At 27.2% G+C, this 20,202-nt stretch carries 22 protein-coding genes; 6 read left to right on the forward strand and 16 right to left on the reverse strand.

The genetic code is table 11. The annotated features are described in order from the left end of the window. Positions 1-54 precede the first annotated feature (54 nt). From Q0J69_RS12090 to Q0J69_RS12110, 5 genes are read right to left on the reverse strand one after another with little or no spacing between them, the layout of a single operon-like run. On the reverse strand, positions 55-864 hold the full coding sequence (locus tag Q0J69_RS12090; RefSeq protein ID WP_297207930.1) for a MetQ/NlpA family ABC transporter substrate-binding protein: 810 nt from the start codon (positions 862-864) through the stop codon (positions 55-57). A gap of 11 nt (positions 865-875) precedes the next feature. Beyond that, entirely contained in the window at positions 876-1,673 is a 798-nt protein-coding gene (locus Q0J69_RS12095) for a MetQ/NlpA family ABC transporter substrate-binding protein (RefSeq protein ID WP_297207932.1), read from the reverse strand. Positions 1,674-1,699: 26 nt separating this feature from the next. Then, entirely contained in the window at positions 1,700-2,656 is a 957-nt protein-coding gene (locus tag Q0J69_RS12100; RefSeq protein WP_297207934.1) for an L-lactate dehydrogenase, read from the reverse strand. Between the two features lie 31 nt (positions 2,657-2,687). Then, entirely contained in the window at positions 2,688-3,368 is a 681-nt protein-coding gene (locus Q0J69_RS12105) for a methionine ABC transporter permease (RefSeq protein WP_297207936.1), read from the reverse strand. Next, positions 3,349-4,401 carry a methionine ABC transporter ATP-binding protein gene (locus Q0J69_RS12110; RefSeq protein WP_297207937.1) on the reverse strand — a complete coding sequence of 351 codons (1,053 nt, stop codon included), beginning with the start codon at positions 4,399-4,401 and terminating at the stop codon, positions 3,349-3,351. Before Q0J69_RS12110 ends, Q0J69_RS12105 begins: the two co-directional genes overlap by 20 nt. Before the next feature lie 1,026 nt (positions 4,402-5,427). Here Q0J69_RS12110 and Q0J69_RS12115 point away from each other — a divergent pair. Then, positions 5,428-5,805: a hypothetical protein gene (locus tag Q0J69_RS12115; protein ID WP_297207939.1), complete on the forward strand. Its 378-nt coding sequence runs from the start codon at positions 5,428-5,430 to the stop codon at positions 5,803-5,805. A 60-nt stretch (positions 5,806-5,865) separates the two neighbouring features. After that, complete coding sequence (locus Q0J69_RS12120; protein ID WP_297207941.1) at positions 5,866-6,243, forward strand: hypothetical protein; 378 nt, start codon at positions 5,866-5,868, stop codon at positions 6,241-6,243. 49 nt (positions 6,244-6,292) lie between these two features. On the opposite strand, the gene Q0J69_RS12125 is transcribed toward Q0J69_RS12120, so the two are convergent. The 4 genes from Q0J69_RS12125 to Q0J69_RS12140 all read right to left on the reverse strand — a co-directional run bounded on the left by Q0J69_RS12125 (position 6,293) and on the right by Q0J69_RS12140 (position 10,360). Beyond that, positions 6,293-7,087 (reverse strand): hypothetical protein, encoded by a 795-nt coding sequence (locus Q0J69_RS12125; RefSeq protein WP_297207943.1) that lies wholly within the window; start codon positions 7,085-7,087, stop codon positions 6,293-6,295. A gap of 57 nt (positions 7,088-7,144) precedes the next feature. Beyond that, positions 7,145-7,951 (reverse strand): HinfI family type II restriction enzyme, encoded by an 807-nt coding sequence (locus Q0J69_RS12130; protein ID WP_297207945.1) that lies wholly within the window; start codon positions 7,949-7,951, stop codon positions 7,145-7,147. Continuing rightward, positions 7,944-9,026 carry a site-specific DNA-methyltransferase gene (locus Q0J69_RS12135; protein ID WP_297207947.1) on the reverse strand — a complete coding sequence of 361 codons (1,083 nt, stop codon included), beginning with the start codon at positions 9,024-9,026 and terminating at the stop codon, positions 7,944-7,946. The genes Q0J69_RS12130 and Q0J69_RS12135 overlap by 8 nt, the downstream gene beginning before the upstream one ends. Before the next feature lie 152 nt (positions 9,027-9,178). Continuing rightward, a complete protein-coding gene (locus tag Q0J69_RS12140) occupies positions 9,179-10,360 on the reverse strand; it encodes an AGE family epimerase/isomerase (protein ID WP_297207949.1) in 1,182 nt (393 codons plus the stop codon). Between the two features lie 167 nt (positions 10,361-10,527). Here Q0J69_RS12140 and Q0J69_RS12145 point away from each other — a divergent pair, with 167 nt between their 5' ends. From Q0J69_RS12145 to Q0J69_RS12155, 3 genes are all read left to right on the forward strand, one after another. Then, complete coding sequence (locus Q0J69_RS12145; RefSeq protein WP_297207951.1) at positions 10,528-11,379, forward strand: DUF438 domain-containing protein; 852 nt, start codon at positions 10,528-10,530, stop codon at positions 11,377-11,379. A gap of 144 nt (positions 11,380-11,523) precedes the next feature. Beyond that, the gene (locus Q0J69_RS12150; protein ID WP_297207953.1) at positions 11,524-11,910 is read left to right on the forward strand and encodes a DUF1232 domain-containing protein; all 387 of its coding nucleotides are present in this window, start codon (positions 11,524-11,526) and stop codon (positions 11,908-11,910) included. Positions 11,911-11,919: 9 nt separating this feature from the next. Beyond that, the gene (locus tag Q0J69_RS12155; protein ID WP_297207955.1) at positions 11,920-12,327 is read left to right on the forward strand and encodes a hypothetical protein; all 408 of its coding nucleotides are present in this window, start codon (positions 11,920-11,922) and stop codon (positions 12,325-12,327) included. 175 nt (positions 12,328-12,502) lie between these two features. Here Q0J69_RS12155 and Q0J69_RS12160 read toward each other — a convergent pair whose 3' ends face one another. The 6 genes from Q0J69_RS12160 to Q0J69_RS12185 all read right to left on the reverse strand — a co-directional run bounded on the left by Q0J69_RS12160 (position 12,503) and on the right by Q0J69_RS12185 (position 16,635). Then, positions 12,503-12,796 (reverse strand): hypothetical protein, encoded by a 294-nt coding sequence (locus tag Q0J69_RS12160; RefSeq protein ID WP_297207957.1) that lies wholly within the window; start codon positions 12,794-12,796, stop codon positions 12,503-12,505. A gap of 36 nt (positions 12,797-12,832) precedes the next feature. Further along, complete coding sequence (locus Q0J69_RS12165) at positions 12,833-13,090, reverse strand: hypothetical protein (RefSeq protein WP_297207959.1); 258 nt, start codon at positions 13,088-13,090, stop codon at positions 12,833-12,835. A gap of 140 nt (positions 13,091-13,230) precedes the next feature. Further along, entirely contained in the window at positions 13,231-13,488 is a 258-nt protein-coding gene (locus tag Q0J69_RS12170) for a hypothetical protein (protein ID WP_297207961.1), read from the reverse strand. A gap of 71 nt (positions 13,489-13,559) precedes the next feature. After that, complete coding sequence (locus Q0J69_RS12175) at positions 13,560-13,817, reverse strand: hypothetical protein (RefSeq protein WP_297207963.1); 258 nt, start codon at positions 13,815-13,817, stop codon at positions 13,560-13,562. A 442-nt stretch (positions 13,818-14,259) separates the two neighbouring features. Then, a complete protein-coding gene (locus Q0J69_RS12180; RefSeq protein ID WP_297207965.1) occupies positions 14,260-15,057 on the reverse strand; it encodes a flagellar hook capping FlgD N-terminal domain-containing protein in 798 nt (265 codons plus the stop codon). An 18-nt stretch (positions 15,058-15,075) separates the two neighbouring features. Continuing rightward, a complete protein-coding gene (locus Q0J69_RS12185) occupies positions 15,076-16,635 on the reverse strand; it encodes a flagellar hook-length control protein FliK (RefSeq protein ID WP_297207967.1) in 1,560 nt (519 codons plus the stop codon). A 615-nt stretch (positions 16,636-17,250) separates the two neighbouring features. Here Q0J69_RS12185 and Q0J69_RS12190 point away from each other — a divergent pair. After that, positions 17,251-18,624: an MATE family efflux transporter gene (locus Q0J69_RS12190; RefSeq protein ID WP_297207968.1), complete on the forward strand. Its 1,374-nt coding sequence runs from the start codon at positions 17,251-17,253 to the stop codon at positions 18,622-18,624. 402 nt (positions 18,625-19,026) lie between these two features. Here Q0J69_RS12190 and Q0J69_RS12195 read toward each other — a convergent pair. After that, positions 19,027-20,202 (reverse strand): hypothetical protein (locus Q0J69_RS12195; protein ID WP_297207970.1); only part of this gene is annotated, 1,176 nt, incomplete at its 5' end.

Raw genomic sequence — 20,202 nt, forward strand, 5'->3', positions numbered from 1 at the left:
TCTATAAAATAGAAGTTTTTTTAATTCAGATATAATCAAAAACGTTTAAATAAATTAATAATCAGCCATAATAAGACCATTCAATTTATTTTCATTTATTTTATTCCTAATTTTTTCTTTATAGCTTTCAGATATACGTATATAAAGCTCATTAAACTCATCCTCATCTCTTGAAACTATTAAATTAACATAAGTATCTGAAGCATATTTACTTGGATCATCATAATATATAATATTTTCATTATCAAAATCATGAGAATAACTATAATTTACAAAAGCAGCATCAACACTGTCCATAATAGAATATATTTTGCTTCCTTCAGTAAGTATAAAATCTAAATGAAGATGGTTCTCTCTTATATCATCAAGTTTATAATTATACATATTATTATCATTTATTTCTTTTAATCTTACAAAACCAATAGAGTCTAATATTTTTAAAGCTCTGGATAAATTAACACTTGATTTAGGAACAGCTATCTTAGCCCCCATAGATATCTGACCTATATTTGTGAATACCCTTGAATACATATTCATACGGGCTATATAAGTCTTAGAAATAATAGATAAGTTATATCCGTATCTGTTAGTTTCATCTACAAAAAAAGCATAATTTTGAAAAACATTTAAATCTATATCTCTATTATCTAATGCACTATTTAAATACTGATAATCAGAAAAATAAACCGTTTCTAAAATAACATTATTTTTTAGAAAGTCATCCTTCATAGAATCCCATATTTCATAATCATATTCTCCTACATGTCCTATCTTAACAATAATTTCATCATCATTTTTATCGTTATTACTGCATGAAAATAATAATATGGTTAATAAAATCAATATTAAACTATTTCGTATCATAAAAAACTCAATCACCAAACGGCTATATAAGCACCTTTAAAATCTTTATTATAAATATTTTTAACCTCTTCTGACTGATAAGCCTTAACTATTTTTTTATATATTTCATTATCCTTATCTTCTGTTCTTGCAGCTATTATATTAATATAATTTTTGTCAGCATAATTTGAAGGATTATCTTTAAATATTGAGTCCTCATCAGGATTAAGACCAAAATTCAAAGCAAAATTGCAGTTAATAACAGCACAGGCAACATCAGGAAGCAGACTATATATGCTTCCAGCATCAACTTCAACAATTTCAATATTCAAAGGATTTTCTGATATATCTATTAACTCTGGATTTGCAATGCTTTTATCCTTAAGTTTTATCAAACCAGCAGACTCTAATACCTTTAAAGCTCTTCCTCCGTTTGAAGGATCATTAGGTATTGCAATTTTATCTCCTTCTTTAATCTCATTAATATTAGTAATATTTTGAGAATATATATTCATAGCAGCTAAGCATGTATCAGCTATAGCGGTTAATTTGTAGCCTTTAGTTTCTACCTCATTATTAAAAAAAGCATAATGCTGAAAATTATTTAAATCTATTTCCCCATCATTTAAAGCCTGATTAGGAAGCAGATAATCAGCAAAAGATATTAATTCTATTTGTATATTTTCATTTGAAACCTGACTCATAACCTCTTCCCAAATAACCCTATCAGATTCTCCAATATACCCTACTTTCACAATATTTGTATTTTTGCCGCTGTTTGAACAAGAAAACAAAAATATAAAACTAAGAAATAAAATAATTTTTTTCATAATAAGAACATCCCAATAATATTAAATTACATTTTCAAAGCCAATTCATAATTCTTTTTCATAACAGCACAGGATTCATCAAATAATTTTTTCTCATCATCATTCATTTTAAGCTCTATTATCTCTTCAACCCCATTATTTCCTAAAACAGCAGGTACTGAAGCATAAACATCATTTTGTCCGTATTCTCCATTTAAATATACTGAAACAGGCAAAACTCTATGCTCATCGCAAAGTATAGCACGTGCAACTTCAGCCAAAGAAGCTCCTATCCCAAACTCTGTAGAACCTTTTCCTCCTAATACATCCCATCCGCCTCTTCTTCCTTTCGCAGCAAGTTCATTTAAATCTAATTTAGAATATTTTTCATTCTCTTTCATAAGCTCAAATAAAGGCTTTCCTGCTATAGTTACTGTTGACCAAGCTACCATCTGACTTTCTCCATGCTCTCCCAAAGAATAAGCATATATAGACCTTTGATCCACATTAATAGCCTCAGATATTGCTCTTCTTAATCTGGCAGAATCTAATGTTGTACTTGTAGATATTATTCTTTTTGCATCATAATTTAATTTGTTTTGAAGATAATGAGTAATAACATCAGCTGGATTTGATATATTAATTATTATACCATTAAATTTAGTTTTTTTAATATTATCGATAACATCCTTCATAACTTCTATAGTAGCACCCAAAGTATCCATTCTAGTTTGATTCATATTAGGCAATGGTCCTGCACATACCACCATTATATCAGCATCATCTATATCACTGTAGTTTCCAGATTTTACCTCTACTCTATGAGGAAGATAAACAGAAGCATCAAAAATATCCAAAGCCTGAGAAAATGCTTTTTTTGTGTCTATATCAATATAAACTATCTCTTCTGCCAAACCCTGAGAGGCTAAAGCATATCCTGCATGAGAACCAACATGTCCTGCTCCTATTAATACTACTTTTCTTCTTTTTATTGAATTATTCATAATTAGTTTCCTTTACCATATTTTTTATCTATTAATGTGTAGCCTTTTTTACTACAAGGTTTCCAATAGCCTGTATTATACCAACCAATATAACAAGAAGTATTACAGATACATATATAATATCTAATTTGTTTCTATAATATCCAGATTGTATAGCATAAGTACCAAGTCCGCCTGCACCTACAGCACCAGCCATAGCAGTAAGTCCTATTAAACTGATAGCAGTTATTGTAGTTCCCCTAGCTATAGGAGCTATACTCTCTTTTAAATATACCCTAAATATTATACCTATAGGGGATGAACCCATAGATTGTGCTGCTTCCACCAATCCGTAATTAACCTCAGACAATGCACTTTCAATCTGCCTTGCAAAAAATGGCACTGTACCAAATATTAACGGTATAATAGCTCCTTTCACTCCTATTGCAGTACCCATTATAAACCTTGTAAGAGGAACCAACATAGCAAGCAAAATAATAAATGGTATTGCCCTAAAGAAGTTAATTACCTTGCTTAAAACTTCATACACCAGCAAATTTTCCATTATTCCGAATCTTTTTGTTACTATTAATAATACTCCCAAAAAACCGCCTATAAAAAACGATATTATACCCGAATAAAAAAGCATAATAAATGTCTGTATTATACTTTGATAAAGTCTTGGCAAATCAGCCATTACATTAGGCATTAATTTATTTAGTATTTCCAGCATCAGATATCACCTCTATATCAACATTTTGTTCTTTTAAAAAATCTATAGCTTTTGTTATTCCGCCTTTATCTCTTTCATGCATTATAACAACAAGTCCCCCAATAAGACTATTATCTATAAGTTCAATATCACCGAATATTATATTAGCATCCACATTGAATTCTCTTGAAACACGGGATACTAAAGCCTCAGCAACACTTTCCTTTTTATACTTAAGTCTTACTATACACTCTCCGTTTCTTAATTTTGTTATATTATTTCCCTCTTCAACAAGGGTATAAATTTTAGATATATTTGAAGTAGTATCTATAAACTCCTGTGTTATTTTATTTTTAGGGTTTGAAAATACTTCAAATATGTCGCCTTCTTCTATTAAATTCCCCTTATTCATAACAGCAACTCTATTACAAAGCTCTTTAACAACGTTCATCTCATGTGTTATTACAACTATAGTAATTCCCAAATTTTCATTCAGCTTTTTTAAAAGCTTCAAAATAGAAGAAGTTGTCTGAGGATCCAAAGCACTTGTAGCTTCATCGCATAAAAGTATCTGAGGATCATTAGCCAATGCCCTTGCAATAGCAACTCTCTGTTTTTGTCCGCCGCTTAATTGAGATGGATAAACATAAGCCTTATCTTTTATATCAACTAATTCTAAAAGAGATATAACTTTCTTCTCTATTTCTTCATTTGAAAGACCTCTGTATCTTAAAGGATAAGCAACATTTTTAAATACTGTTCTTGAAGCAAATAAATTGAACTGCTGAAATATCATTCCTATTTTTTTTCTCTTTTGTCTTAATTCTTTTTGCGGCAATGATGTCAGCTCTACACCATCTAAATAAACTTTACCTGATGTAGGTCTTTCTAATAAATTTATGCATCTTACAAGAGTGGATTTGCCGGCCCCTGAAAAGCCTATTATTCCATATATCTCTCCTTTGCCTATTTTAAGAGATACATCATTAACAGCATTAAGCTGCTTATTTTTAGCAGTTTTAAATACCTTATTCACATTCTCTAAAACTATCATTAACTATCCTAATACATTTTTCAATAAAAACTATATTCACACATTATTATATATATAAAAATATATCTGTAAACTATAAATTTAAAATAAAAAAGCCGCCAATACTTGACGGCTGGAAATTACAAAATAAAAAATAAATTATACCCTACAGCCGTATCCATCACACATCATAGTCATTTGCATTGAATTGCAGCACATATAATTTAAAACAATCATTAATCTCACTTATAAAATCCTAAAACCTTTAATTGTATTCAATGATACACTATTATAAATAATTGTCAATATTAATTAAAAAATATTTTCTTAAGGGGTATAAGTTTCTAGATATTTTTCAATATAAAAAATTAAAAGCTAAAAAATATTTTAATCTAATAAGCATCAATATACACTTTTTTATTATTAGCTTAAAAATATAATACTACATGAACTAATGTAACAGAATATACACATGTTTTTATAATAATCATAGCTTGTTTTTAAATCAATTATAAATATTTTATAATTTTTATTAACGCACGGTAAAAAAAATTAATAATATAATAAAATTTGAATTGAAATAGATTTATATTTTTCATTCTACTCTGCGTGCGGTGAATAAAGCTAAAATTTAAATAACGCTTGGGCGGGCAGTTAAAATAACAGAATAAAATAAAAAAGAAAATAACATTAAAAAAACAAAAATAATTGAAAATCTAAAGGGTGGGAGAATGTAAGTAAATTAAAAAATAATTACATACCCCGCCCTTTATTCTTTTTTACTAAATTAGAAATCTTTATTTTAATTATATTTAATATGTATATATAAATTTAACACCCGCCCAAGTTTTGGTTAGATTTTCAAATTTTCATTAACGCACGGTTAATAAAGTTTGTTAATATAAAAAAATTTGAATTGCAAATAGATTTATATTTTTAATTATATTCTGCGTGCGTTAATTGAATCAAATGCATCTAATACATCTTGTTATAAATAATAATTATTATATAATAAATATTATTAATAATATAAAGGATTTTACTATTATGAATAAAAAAATAATAATACTTTTTTCAATTATATTTTCTTTTTTTGTATTAAGCTGCAATAATTCAAGCGATGCCTACACATCTGCAAGCCAAATTCCTGAAGAGGTAAAAGAAAGCAGAGGATTAAGTAATTATATAGGTGATTGGAATGTTAAATTTGCAAATAATGATAGCTTTGTAATTAAAATAAACTCAGAAGATGATATAGTATATAATAATTTAAAAGTTTCATCTATAAAAGATTTGGGAAATGATAATTATAAGATTACTATAGAAGCTGACAAGGTATTTTCTTCTGTATTAAAATTTAAGTCCAATAAAGACGGCACTATTGAAGATGATAATAGTGGTATTGGGATTATATCAAAAAAATAATATGCTAATTTTTATTTTTTGTTATATTTAGTAAACATATATTTAATAAGGAAAATGAGTATGTATAAAAAAATAATAACAATGATTTCAATTTTGTTTATATTAAGCTTAATTACATTAGGCTGCAGTGGTAAGAATAATTCAACTAGCCCTATTTCAAAAAATGAAGGTATAAAGAAACATGCTGGAACTTGGGATGTTGTATTAACTGATGAACCTGATTATGGATATAGTATTCTTATAGGTACAGACGGAAGCGTAGTTTTAATGGATTATAATGCTTATGCTTATAATATAAAAGATTTAGGCAGCGATAAATATTCAATGGATGTGTTTTCTGGTACATATTTTACTATAACTCTTACATTTTCATCTAAAAATAGCGGAACTATATCAGATAGTTTGCTTGGAGAAGGAACTATAACCAAAAGAAATTAATAATTAAAACTGCTGGCTTATGATATTCTGATATTATAATCCAGCGATTTTAATTATTTTCTTCTTCTTCGTCTTCATCATCTTCTTCAATTTGAGCATTATTGACGAAATCCCTGTTTAGAAAAAATAGAGCTATTATAATTTTAAAATAAGTATCAAATATATATAGAGATATTGAAGATAAGAAATAGTATAGTATACCTTCTTTTGTATCTATAGGTGCTGATGGAAAAGTTATTAAAAATACAATTTTAAACATGAATATAAAAGAAAGTATGAATAGTGCTTTAAAGAAATTATATTTAACTAAATTGTATGAATATTTTAAGGCATCTATCCCCCAAGTATGTCTTAAAGCACAAATATTTTGAATAAACATAAATAATACTGCCAATATTATAGCTGGTATTATGAAGAATGCCAAACCAAAAAATATTAGAATACTGAATATAAATAGTGTAGCTAATGTTGGAATAATTAATTTAAAACTCTTAATAATAGCCCAAGAGGCTGTTTTTCTTTTTCTATAAATTAATCCTTCTACAAGAAGTGATATTGCAATCACAGATATAGTATCTAAAATAATAGATAAAGCAGTATTTATATAAAAGCCTGCATTAACTTCATTTTTGAACCAATTAACAAGTCCTTCTATAGTCTGTACTTTATTAGGATCAAATACGGCAGGTGGGAAATGTATAGTAGTTAATATTAAAGGCATACCGCATATAAGTCCTACTATAATAAAATTAATGAAATTGACTCTAAAAAGCGAAAAAGAAATTGTGAATATGTCTAATGTTTCTAAATCATTTTTCTCTAATCTTCTTCTTAATGAAAACATAAACTTCCTTATAAAATTAAAATGTACTTTTTATTATCGTATATATATAATTAATTATTATTTTATACTCATAACTTTTTTATATAAATTATCAAACATTTCTATCACTTCTTTACTTTCTGATAATTTTTGTAAATAATTATCCACATCATCATATCTTATTGATAAAAACTCATCAAAAAACTGTTTGCCTCTTCGTATATTTGTATTTTCTGGTATATAAATATTTCCTTTCATTCTTTTATTATTAAAAAAGAATAGTATAGGTACAATTTCTTTTGTTTTAAGCTCATTTATAAGATAGGCAAAAGTTTTTATAAATTTTCTATTTATATCAACAAATTTACCTGTGTCATGATCATCATTATATTTAATTTCAAGATAATAAATAATATTAGTTTCTTTATCTTCAAAAAGCAAATCTATATCATGTTTAAATGAATTATTTATATTTTCTTTATTATTTTTTATATCATTTATAATTTCTTTTTGCAATTTTTTAAATATAGCCTCTAGCTGTTTATCAGTATTTGAAGCAGTTTGACATCTGGTTATATAATTATCTATTCTAGCTTCATTTGACTTGGAAATAGAAAACTTATTGCTTTTTTTGCCGCTATATTTATCTATAATTTTATATTTTTTTTCATTTGATATAATTATTTTCATAAGCTCTTCAATAAAATTACCAAATTGTATATTCATACTTTGAAGTAAGCCTCCGAATATTCTATATCTTTTTGGTATAAAATGTATTTTAACATTATGTTTTTCATTTAATTCAATTATTTTATTATCTGAAGCAGAATAATTTATAATATTATATACAGCCTGATTTATGATATTTTTTATATTATCATTCATTATTATCTCCAATATAAATATATCTTAATTCATCTATAGATATAAATTTATCATTATAATATGTATAAAAATAATTCCAGCCATTATATTTAGATAGATTCTGAAGTTTTGCACTCATTTGATGTATAGAAAAATTTCCAAGTTCATTTTCTACATTTCCATTTTCATTTAATTTACAGACTTTATCTCCTTTTTTGCTGTATAAAGTCTGATTAGCTTTCAAATATCCTTTTTCAATAAGATTCTTTATAGGCACTTTAGGAGGCTTCACTTCATAATCAAGATTGATTAAATCTGTCATCTCTATATCTGTATTTTTTATACGTTCTTTGGCATAGTAAATATATTTATCATCTCTTTCTATTCCTATATAATTTCTTGAAAGTCTTTTAGCAACAGCTCCCGTAGTACCAGTTCCAAAAAAAGGATCCAAAACTATATCATTAGGTTTTGAAGAAGAAAGTATTACTTTAAATAAAAGTTCTTCTGGTTTTTGTGTAGAATGTACTTTGTTTCCATCTTTATCTTTTAATCTTTCTTTGCCTGTACATAGAGATATATTCCATACACTTTTATCCTGCTTATCATTATTTAAATGTTTCATCGTTTTATAATTAAAAGTATATTTAGTATTTTTATTTTTTCCGCACCAAATTAAAGTTTCATGTGCATTGCAGAATCTAGTCCCTGCGAAATTAGGTACTGGATTTGTTTTGCTCCATATTATATCATTGAGTATCCAAAAACCTAAATCCTGCATTATTTTACCTATTCTGAATATATTTTGAAATGAACCTATAACCCAAATACTGCCTGTAATTTTTAATATTCTTCTGCATTCTTTTAACCAATTTATAGAAAAATTATCATAGTCTTCAAAGCTATTAAATTTATCCCATTCATCATCAACACCGCTGAATTTAGTTCCGTTAGTTCTTAAGAGTTCTCCTTCCGTCTGCATATAATACGGAGGATCAGCAAATATTAAATCTATACTGCTATCTGGTATATTTTTTAACTCTTCTAATGCATCGCCTTTTATAATCGTATTTTTTATATCTTCAATAATATACATTAATAAAAAACCTTGAAAATTAAAGATAATATAGACATTGTAACCTATAGTAAATAAAATTACAAATTTATTTACTATTATATAAATATATAAAAAGACTAGACCTTTAATTAAAAGCCTAGTCTTAAATTAACTAATTATATTTTTAGTTATTATTTTGCATTAATAGCATCTATTATTTCAACACATTTCATGTACATTCTAGGTATATGGAAAGGACCTTTATACATATTTCCTTTTAAGTCTGTAGAAACTCTTCCATCTCTATGAAGATATCCGAACCATTCGCCGTATTCTGTATCAATAAATTTTTTAGTATATTCTTTTACTGTGTCATGCTTTTCTAAATATTTATTGTCTTTAGTGAAGTAGTAGCAGTATAAAGCAGCAATAGCAGCTTCAGTTTGAGGCCACCAGAATTTCATGTCATGATGATATTCACTTTTAGGTTTTCCAAGTACGTCCATATACTGAATAATACCGCCGTACTCTTTATCCCAGCCCCATTCCCACATCCAGTCAAATATTTTTAGTCCTAGGGCTTTTAATTTTTCATCATGTCCTCTTTCTATAGACTCTCTTAATATAAACCAAGATGATTCTATAGCATGACCTGGATTTAATAGTCTTCCTTCAAAATGATCCTGCAAAGTACCGTCCGGACTGCATTGTTCCAATACTGCTTTTTTCTCTTCATATAAAAATAACTGAATATTAGATAAAAGATTATCTATATATTTATTGTAATAATCTTTATTTTCTGGGTCGGCTTTTCTTAATTCCTGAACAGTGGCAAGCATTATCATAGGAGGTCCGAAAGCTATAGTAGGTCTGTTAATAGCATTGAATTTTGGTATAAGCATCCCTTCTTTTTGATATCTGTCTATATTATCAAGTATTTCCCTAGCCTTTTTAGCATAGCTTTTATCTCCGCTGGCTCTTGAATATGCCGCCATAGCTATAAGACAGAATGTTTCTGAATAGTAGTATCTTAATCTTTTTATGATTGCTTTACCATCTTCAGTAACTCTGAAAAACATCCTTCCATCGCCTTCTTTATCAAAACAATATTTTTCCAAAAAGTCTATTCCCAATTTTGCAGCTTCTAAATATTCTGCTTTCTTTTCAAAGTCAGCATAAAGCGTAGATAATACCCAAGCAAATCTTCCCTGAAACCATACTGATTTGTCTGTTTCTATTAAATTCCCCTTTCTGTCTAAAGCAGTGTAGTATCCTCCATGCTTTTTATCAAGTCCGTTTTTAAGCCAAAATGGTATAATATTATCTTTCAGCATGTGAAGATATTCATTTTTTATTTCATTTAAATTGCTCATAAAAATTCCTTATATTTATTAAAAATAATATGTTAATATTAACAGATTGATATCATAAAAGCAATAATTTAAAAAAATTTTTATTCGGTTTAATTTTGCATAAGTATTGACTATTTTTTAGAACATATATATAATATGTTAGAATATTCAAACAAAAAGGAGAATATATGATAACTTTGGAATTAATTAATATAAACGATACAGTATATAATATATGTAATAAATATCCTCAAATTAAAGATATACTATCTTCTTTAGGATTTGATAAGATAACCAATCCTATAATGTTTAATACTGCAGCTAAGATAATGACTTTGGAGAAAGCTATTAAATTTAAGAATATTGATTTTAATACAGCAAAGCATAAATTTAATGAATACGGATTTGATTTTTCTATAGAGGATAATAAAAGTAGAAATGATATATTAAAGTCATTGATAATAAAGCTGCATGGTGGAGAAAATATAGATTTAATAAAAAGAGAGTTTGAGGAGAAGTTAGTAAAAGTGGATGCTTCTGAAGTTCATAATGCAATGCATGAATTAGTTGATAACGGTATGAGTATAGATGAAGCCAAACGCTTTTTTTATATACGTACTTTGCTTTTGAAAGATGCTATGGATAATTCTAATATTGAGAATGATTATGAGGTTTTAGAATTATTCAAAAAAGAAAATAGATATATAGAAAATTTAATTGAAAACTCTTCATATTCTAAACTTTATGATAAACTTAATGAGCATTATTCAAAAAAAGAAAGTTTATTTTTTACAGCTTTAAAGAAATACGGAAATGATGAGCCTTCAAAAGTTATGTCTAAAGTAGATAAGGATATTTTAAATGAATTAAAGAGTATAATAAATAGTGATGATTTAGATAATATAGAAATCAAGATGAAAGAGTTTAAGAATAATATTTATGATATGATATTTAAAGAAGAAAACATTATGCTTCCTCTTTGTGTTTCAGTTTTCTCAAAAGAAGATTTTGATAAGATAATTAAATATTATAAAAATTGATAACCGAATACCCTAAGATATAATTTTTTAGAATAGTTAATATTATATTATAATATTAACTATTCTTTTTTATGTAAAATTATATTTAATTGACTAAAAAGATATATATTATATAATTTGTATTATAATAAATAGAGATAGTTTATGAAAGATTATGATAAAAAAGAAAATTATATAGAAATAAAAGAAGATGATGTAGAAATACTTGGAGAAGACGGAGTATATAGAAAATATAAAACATATAAAGATTATGCAAATAAAAAAGAAAAGAAATCATTTTTATATTGGATTCCTTTTATATTGGCATTGATTTATACTTTATCTCCTATTGATTTAATTCCAGACATTATACCAATAGGGAAGCTGGATGATATATTACTTCTAGGCATAACATTTTATTACGGCATAAAAAAGGCAAATTTTTCTTATAATCCTATAATAAATGTTATAATAAAAAATATAATATTGTCTATAAGCATTACAGGATTTGTTATGATGATTATAATATATTGTTTATCAGTATTTTTTTAGGAGTTTTTTATGGATAGAATATCATCAAACCGTATAACTAAATTAGAAGATAATGAAATATTTGTATTTGGAAGCAATACGCAAGGTGCACATGGCGGCGGAGCTGCAAGGACGGCAATGAATTGGGGGGCTGTTTACGGACAGGCATTCGGACTTCAGGGTAAAACTTTTGCTATACCTACTATTGATTATACAAAAAGCGGAAAGATGGCAGTATCAGAGATAAAAAAGTATGTTGATAAGTTTTTGGCTTTTGCTTTGGAGCATAAGGATAAAAAATTTCTAGTAACTGAGATAGGATGCGGCATAGCGGGATTTAAAATCGAAGAGATGGCAGAGCTTTTTAGAGAGGCTCTTAAAGATGAATATGATAATGTTTATTTGCCTGAGAGATTTGTAAATTATCTTAAGTCTTGATATTATAACTTTATATATTAATTTTCATTTCTGAAGAGAATAAGTTTAAAAAATTATAAATTATTTTTAAAATCAGAAAATATACAATGAATTTCATCAGCAATATTTTTTCTTTTTGAATAGTCTGAATGAGCTAATGATAAAGAGTATTTACTCTATTTAAATAAATACTCTTTTATCGTTTTATATAGTTGTCTAAAATATACTCTAACTCATTTTGCATATTCTGTATAATTGATATATCTTCAACAGATAAAACAAATTCGTTAATATTTTTTAAAACAAAATCCAAACTAGATTTCAAATAAGATATTTCAGTCATCCCTTTCAATGATTTAGCATTTTCCATATTATATCTTAAATCAAAACTCTTTTTATCATTTTTATATAAATCTATAAAGTATCTTATATCTTCTTTAGTCATCATATTTACCTCTCTAAGTGGGAATTGAAACCTTTTTAAACTCATCTAAACTATCTTTATATTCATTTGTTTTTAATATTATCATTTTATTCTATATGCCTTTTCAATAGATTTCATTGTAGCTTGTCCTCTTTCATTGAATTCTATATTAGAAAAATCAACTTCAGGATTATAATTTAAATGATTAATTGTCAATATTTTTAATAAATTTAATGGTAATTCATCAAATTTATAACCATTCGTGATATCTTCTTCAGTATAACCTTTATTAAATTCATTTTCAAAATTCTCTCTAGCTTTTTTAACTAAATTTAAATATTCTTTAGTTTTAATTATCATAAATTACTCCTTTATTTCTATTCTTTTGGTAAATTCATTCTTGATTTATTTGTTATTAATTTTTCTTTAACAATTCGTTAAAGAGTTTAATATCAATATTATTTTCTATACATAATTTATCTAATATCTCATTTATTATTTTAATACCCATCTTTTACTCCATTAATTTCGATTAAATTATCTGGAGGTACAAAATCATCTGGTTTCATTAATTTTCTATGTTCATTAATCTTTTTACTTTTTATTTTTGTTAAATTAGCATTCATTACAATTAATTGAATATACTTAATAGTTTCTACAATTTCTTCGTTATTTTTACAAATAGGATATAAAACTTTTGCTTCTTCACCATTAGTAAATACTTTTATATCTTCTAAATGTTTTCGTCCCCCCTGCACCAGCACCTACTTGGTCAGTGAAGCTGCCCCACAAGATGGAGGATTCCGTGAATAAGTTTAAAAACAGTCATTTAATAATTCCTTTTTAATAAATTTGTTATATCAATACCATTTTCTGTAAATTTAATATCATCAGTATTACTAGTATTAACATCGTCAATTTCATCCAATAATTCTTTTATTTCTTCATAAGAACATTCATCAAAAGTAAGTCTAGAATTTGTATAAGATTTTTCATCATATTTTAATTTTAAATTTTTACAAATTTTTTTATAATGATTTCTTAATTTTTTAACCATATTTAAAAATTCTTTAGTTTTAATTTTCATGGTTATTCTCCTTTTCTATATTTCATCAAAAGTTTTCGTACCCTGCCGAAGGCACATATCGTGTGAGCCGTTAGGCGAAGTACTTACTCGCAACCGAAGGAAATAGACGATTGGGAATTGAAACCCCTAAATCGTTTGTAAATTAGCTTTACAACTAAGTGTTTTTGTATTAGTTTCTATATATATACATTTTATTTTATATATAAATATCATCTAGATGTGTAAGTTTTTTTACTTTTACACAGCTATATAATTATCAAGCATTTTCTATGTAGTTTTCAGAAATTCTCTTCCCATGCGAAAATCGATATTTAAAAGAACTTTATGAATATAGTATAATATATTTTACATATTTTTGCAAATATATAAAAAAGCCCATAGAGTTATATTTCTACGGACTTTTTTATCAACAACTTTATTTCTTTATTATTAATTATACAATTTATCTTTTTACTGCTTTATTTCCGCCTTCTTTACTATTCATCAAAGCCTCTTCAGCTTTCATCATACCGACTGTTTTTTCTGTTTTATTTAAGCTGGCATTATCTACTTCAGAAACATTGCTTTGGGTTGCTGTATTAATTTCTGATTCATAAGCAGCTTTTAGCTCCCCGAATTCATTATTAGCATTATCGCCATTTTCATCATCTGCGGAAGGTCTTGTAATGATTCTTGCTTTATCTGCCAAAGAAGATTCAAACATTTTAGCAGCTTCATCTTCGCTTTGTGCTTCTCTCACCTGAGAAACTGCAGCAGCCTCAGAAGCCATTAAATCTCCTTTTGAATGTACTATCATTACATCTTCTGGACGTACTGTTATAAGTCCGCTTTCTGTTCTAACTGCAAGAGCAACTCCGGTATCATTTTCCATTACCATTTCTACTGGTCCTAAGAATCTGTTGCCTGCTTCATCCATTACTTCTACGCTTTTTCCTAGCATAGAATATCCTGTCTGACCTGAATAAAAAGTTTTCATTGATTCTAGGTTTTTATTTACTTCTGTCATTTGTTCTACAGAAGAGAATTGTGCAAGCTGAGCTATCATATCTCTGTTATCCATTGGCGACAATGGGTCCTGATGGCTCATTTGTACTGTAAGGAGTTTTAAAAATGCATCCTTTCCCAAGGAGTTTTGAGTAGGATCTCTTTGGAAATTATGCTGCAAATTGAAAGCTCCAACTTCCTGTTTTAATATTTTTATCTCTTTATCTGTCATTTTTAAAGCATCTGCTGATATCATCCTTATCACTCCTTATAATTAAATAAGTAAATTCAATTTTCTTTCTGGAACTATATATGTTTTTATATCGGCATTTACTTCTTCTACATTCTCATTATTTTCAAAACCGAATCTAGTTCCATTATTGTTTAACTCTTCTCCAAATTCTCCGTTATTAGGCATATCCTGTCTTAACATTACATCAAAACCTTCTATATTAATACCTATTTCATTTAACGAAGAGATAACAGTATCCAAGTTCTTAGTGAATATATCTTTTACTTCGGCGTTATCCACAAATATTTTTCCTACTAAATTATCGCCGTCCATATTGATTTTTAATCTTACTTTACCTAAATGTTCAGGATTAAGCGTCATTAAAACTTCGCTTTTTCCATTAGTTACGGCAACCTGTGCTTTTTCTACAAGTTTTCCCATTAGGTCTTGGAATCTTATTATGCTGTCGGATAGGTTAGGGCTGTTATGCGTTTTGGATACATTATTATAATGATTATATCCTTTTAAATTAGCACCCTCTGCAGAATCTTTCATGTTAATTATAGTTAGTTCTGCTCCTTTATCATCTGATATAGTGTTGTTAATAGAACTTCCTGTACTGCTTTTATTTTCTGTATTATCCTTATTATATCTGTCTGCATATTTATTTTCTGCATCGATATCTAGAGAAACTTCTGCCATTTTTGTATTATCATTTTTAAGAACAGCATCAGTATTATTAATTTCAGTTTTTAATGCTGTTTTTATTTCTTTAATAGAATCTTTTTCTATATCTTTTATTTTTATATCATCTTTTACAGTATTCTCATCAGCATTAACTTTTTTATCTTCCTTACTATTTTCATCTTTAGAATCTATCATATTTTTTAATTCTTCTAATGATTCTATTAACTCGGATAATTCTTTTTTATCATCCTCATCCAATTCTTCTGCATTAAGAGATTCTATTTCTTTTTTAATGTTTTCAATATCTTCATTTTTGATATTTTCTTTTTTATCTTCTTTAGATACTAGTTTATCTCTATTTATGTTTTCTTTTATATCAATTTTTTTATCTGAATCGGTTTTTATATCAACATTTTTTAGAACTTGCTTAGCTTTTTCTTTTGCTGCTGCCAATTTATCTTTTTCAGAAGTATTTTCTTTAACCTCCTTGCTTTTTTCCTCATTATTATTTTCATTAACAGCTTCATTTTTTTCAGATTCGGAAGTCTTTTTATTATCTTCTGTATTTTCTGCTTTTCTTTCTTTTACTTCAGAAGTATTTTCTGATTTTTCTTTTACATTATCAGAGCTTTTTTCTGTATTAACACTATTATTATCATCAGAGTATGATTTTTCTTCTGCCTGAGCGGAATAATCATTATAATTGTTATTATATTCTTTATAATCATTTTCAGTATTATTATTGATTACTTTATTTGAAACGCTTTGAGAATATAGTTCTTGGCTTTGATTTTCATTAAGCATTTTAGCAAAAGAATCATCATAATTGTAATTATTTAAGCTGTAAGCATTATTATTGTTAGATGAAACATTATTATCAGCAAAAGATAATAAGTTGCCTAATCCGTTTATCATAATTTACTTCCTAATAGTTATTTTATTGCTATATTAATATTCGGAAGTATAAAAATTTACTTTATAAAAAATATGTATTATGTTTACAAAAAAATATATTTTAAGGATTTATTTCTTTATAATTTATGCTTATTTTTTAAAAAAATTTGTTTAACTATAAAAATATTGGTATGTAATTATATTTTATAATTTACTTACATTTTCCCGCCCTTTAGGTTTTTAATCTAATTTGTGATTTTTATATTATTTTTTCTTTTTAGTTTTTTTAGATGCAGCATTGCCCACCCAAGCTTTTTTAAAATTTTATGCTTTACTCACCGCACGCAGAATAATATTAGAAATATATATTTATTTTGCAATTCAAATTTTGTTTTATTAAAAAATTTATTTACCGTGCGTTAATTAAAATTTTAAACCTAATCAAAACTTGGGCGGGGGTGCTTTTTTTATTAAGCAGCAAAATTAATTAGTATGCGATTTTTGTAAAATCTGTAAATTTAAAAGGGCGGGGAATTAGAATAAATTTTATTTTATATTATTATTTGATGCTTGAAATAAACAATATATGTAATATAATATACTGCTTTCGATTAAATTAGATATGGAAATTAAACTATGAATAATAATAATGATAAAAAAATAGAAGTATTTGAGAATTATCCTGTATACAAGGCATTAATAACATTAGCACTTCCCACAATTTTTGGTATGATGGTGAATGTATTTTATAATATGGTTGATACTTTTTTTGTAGGTAAGACTAATGATCCAAATCAGGTTGCAGCAGTATCATTAACTATGCCCATATATCTTTTGCTTATGGCTTTTGGTGCTATATACGGTATAGGAGGTGCATCTTATATTTCAAGGAGTTTAGGAGCTAAAAATTATGAAAAGGCTAAGCAGACTTCTTCATTTGCTTTTTTTGCAAGCGTAGCTACAGGTTTAGTATGCATGTCTGTATTTTTAATATTTATGAAACAGATACTTAAATTATCAGGTGCAAGCATTCATACATATCAATTTGCTAAGGATTATTTAATGATAGTGGCATTTGGAGCTATTTTTGTTATTTCGCAGATGTCTATGGGGCAGATAGTGCGTTCAGAAGGGGCATCAAAAGAGGCTATGATAGGCATGATATTAGGCACTGTTATAAATATAATACTAGACCCTATAATGATACTTTATATGAAGATGGGAGTTGCAGGTGCTGCTTGGGCTACAATTATAGGAAATGCATGCTCTACGTTCTATTATATTTGGCATATAGCTAAAAAAAGTACTTTCCTATCTATAAGGTTAAAAGATTTTTCTATACATTCTGATATATTAAAAAATGTTTTTGCCATAGGGCTTCCCGTATTTATCAATAATGTGCTTATAAGCTGTGCTAATATATTAATAAATAATTTTGCTTCTGGGTATAATGATAATGTTGTTGCTGGTCTTGGAGTATCTCAGAGGATATTTATGCTTGTTATTTTAGTTTTTATAGGACTTGCTCAAGGTATACAGCCTTTTATAGGATATAATTTTGCGGCTAAGAACTATAAAAGAATGAATGCTTCTATAAAACTTTCATGCTTAATTAGTTTTATATTGGGATGCATATTTTTATCATCAGCATTTTTATTTGCTAGTCATTTTATAAGAATATTTATTGATAATGATGAGGTTGTAGAATATGGCGTTAAATTTTTAATAGCAAGTTATTCCATATCTCCCATAATAGGTTTTCAATTTGTTTTCATGTCTACATTTCAGGCTTTAGGAAAGGCAATTCCTTCTCTTATACTTTCATTAAGCAGGCAGGGTATAGCATTTGTTCCTGCAATAGTTATAGGAACAAAATTTTTCGGCATCAATGGTATAATATGGGCTCAGCCTATAGCTGATATTGTATCTATAATATTAGCTAGCATAATGTACATATATATTTATAAAACTATGAAAAAGAAGCATGCTTTAGAAAATGGTAATATCTAAATTTCAAATTTAAAAACAGATTGGGCGGGCATGCTTTTTTTATTGTATCTAGAAAAATATTAAAGTTATAGAGTGTTGCTTAAAGCAGTAAATTTATAAGGGCGGGGTATGTAATTAATTTTTTAAAATTTACTTACATTTTCCATCCCTCTATATTTTTAATTTCATTTGTAATTTTTATATTATTTTCTTTTCAGATAAAATTACACCCAAGTTTTATTTAAATTTTTAGCTTTATTCACTGCACGCAGAACCAGTTTTTTATATAAACGAATTAATTTATAAAGTAACATAATTTAATAAATAAGAATCTATTAACCGTAAAAGATAGTTTACATAATTTTGTTAAAATAAAAGGCTGACTTTTTTAAGCCAGCCTATAAAGAAATTGATTAATTTCAATTATTGAGCAGTATCTCCGCCAAGTGAAGGCAAGTACCAAGTGATACCAGTAGTAGTTTCAAATAATACTGGAGCTAAATCAGCATTAGCAGCAGCAGTACCTTGTCCTGTAACATTGCCATTAACATCCATCTCGAAGTACCATTCTAAGTCTTCAACAGGAGTTACATACATTTCTGCATAAGCACCCCATGTTAAAGCATGAACAGCAGACTCTACAGCAGGATTAGTTGCTGTAGCTTTAGTTTTAGAATATGAATAAGCATAACCTAAAGAAGGTTCAAAGTATAAAGAAACTATATCGCTGCTAGCTGCTAAAGATAATACAGGTTTAATTTTGATAGTATAAGGTTTAACAGAATAAATACTTCCTGCTGATGTATCTTCATAAGCACCTATACTATTATAAGTGTTAGCTATTGTGCCATAACTGTCTATTAAGCTTCCTTTTAGAGCTGTAGCATAATCTATTCTAATATAAGGATTAACTGTTACATTTCCTATTTGAGTATTCAAGAAGTATAATCTTAACTGTAAATGCAAATCTTCAGAAACGTATTTAGATACTCCTCTAGTAAATGCATCTGTTTCAGCTGTCCAATTTCTGTAAGAAGCGTATACTCTTATAGCATTGAAAGCATCTATTCCAGTATAGTATCTTAATTCCATTTGATTGAAGCCTATGCCTGTAAATTTTAGTTTATGATTTACCCAGCCTGGATCAGTTTGAAATTGATATTTATCACTATCTGTCATAGCTATCTGTATAGGCACAGCTAATCTTAAATTGTTATTTAAGGCATTAAAAACAACTACAGGAGTATGTACTTGAATAAATCTGTCAATATAAGTAAAGTTGTATCCTACACCGATACCGAAAGCATCAGAAGTGTATGCTATACCAGCAGATACTGTAGGGTTAAAAGAAACGGATTCGCTATTATATGTGCCGCCATTATCTATTATAGACCCCATCCATCCTGTATCAGCTCTGAAGCCGAAAGTACCTTTGATTGTACCGTTGCCTAAAGTGAATCCTAACTGATCCATTCTAGCTCTAAATTGGTTTCCGTCAGTAAGGAACCCAATCCAGTCATCACCGTCTACACCGTACATACCGAATGCTGAAACTGTTGTAATTAATAAAGAACCTATTACAGCAGCTAGGAACTTTAC

Source organism: uncultured Brachyspira sp. (genome assembly GCF_944388875.1).
GTDB lineage: Bacteria > Spirochaetota > Brachyspiria > Brachyspirales > Brachyspiraceae > Brachyspira.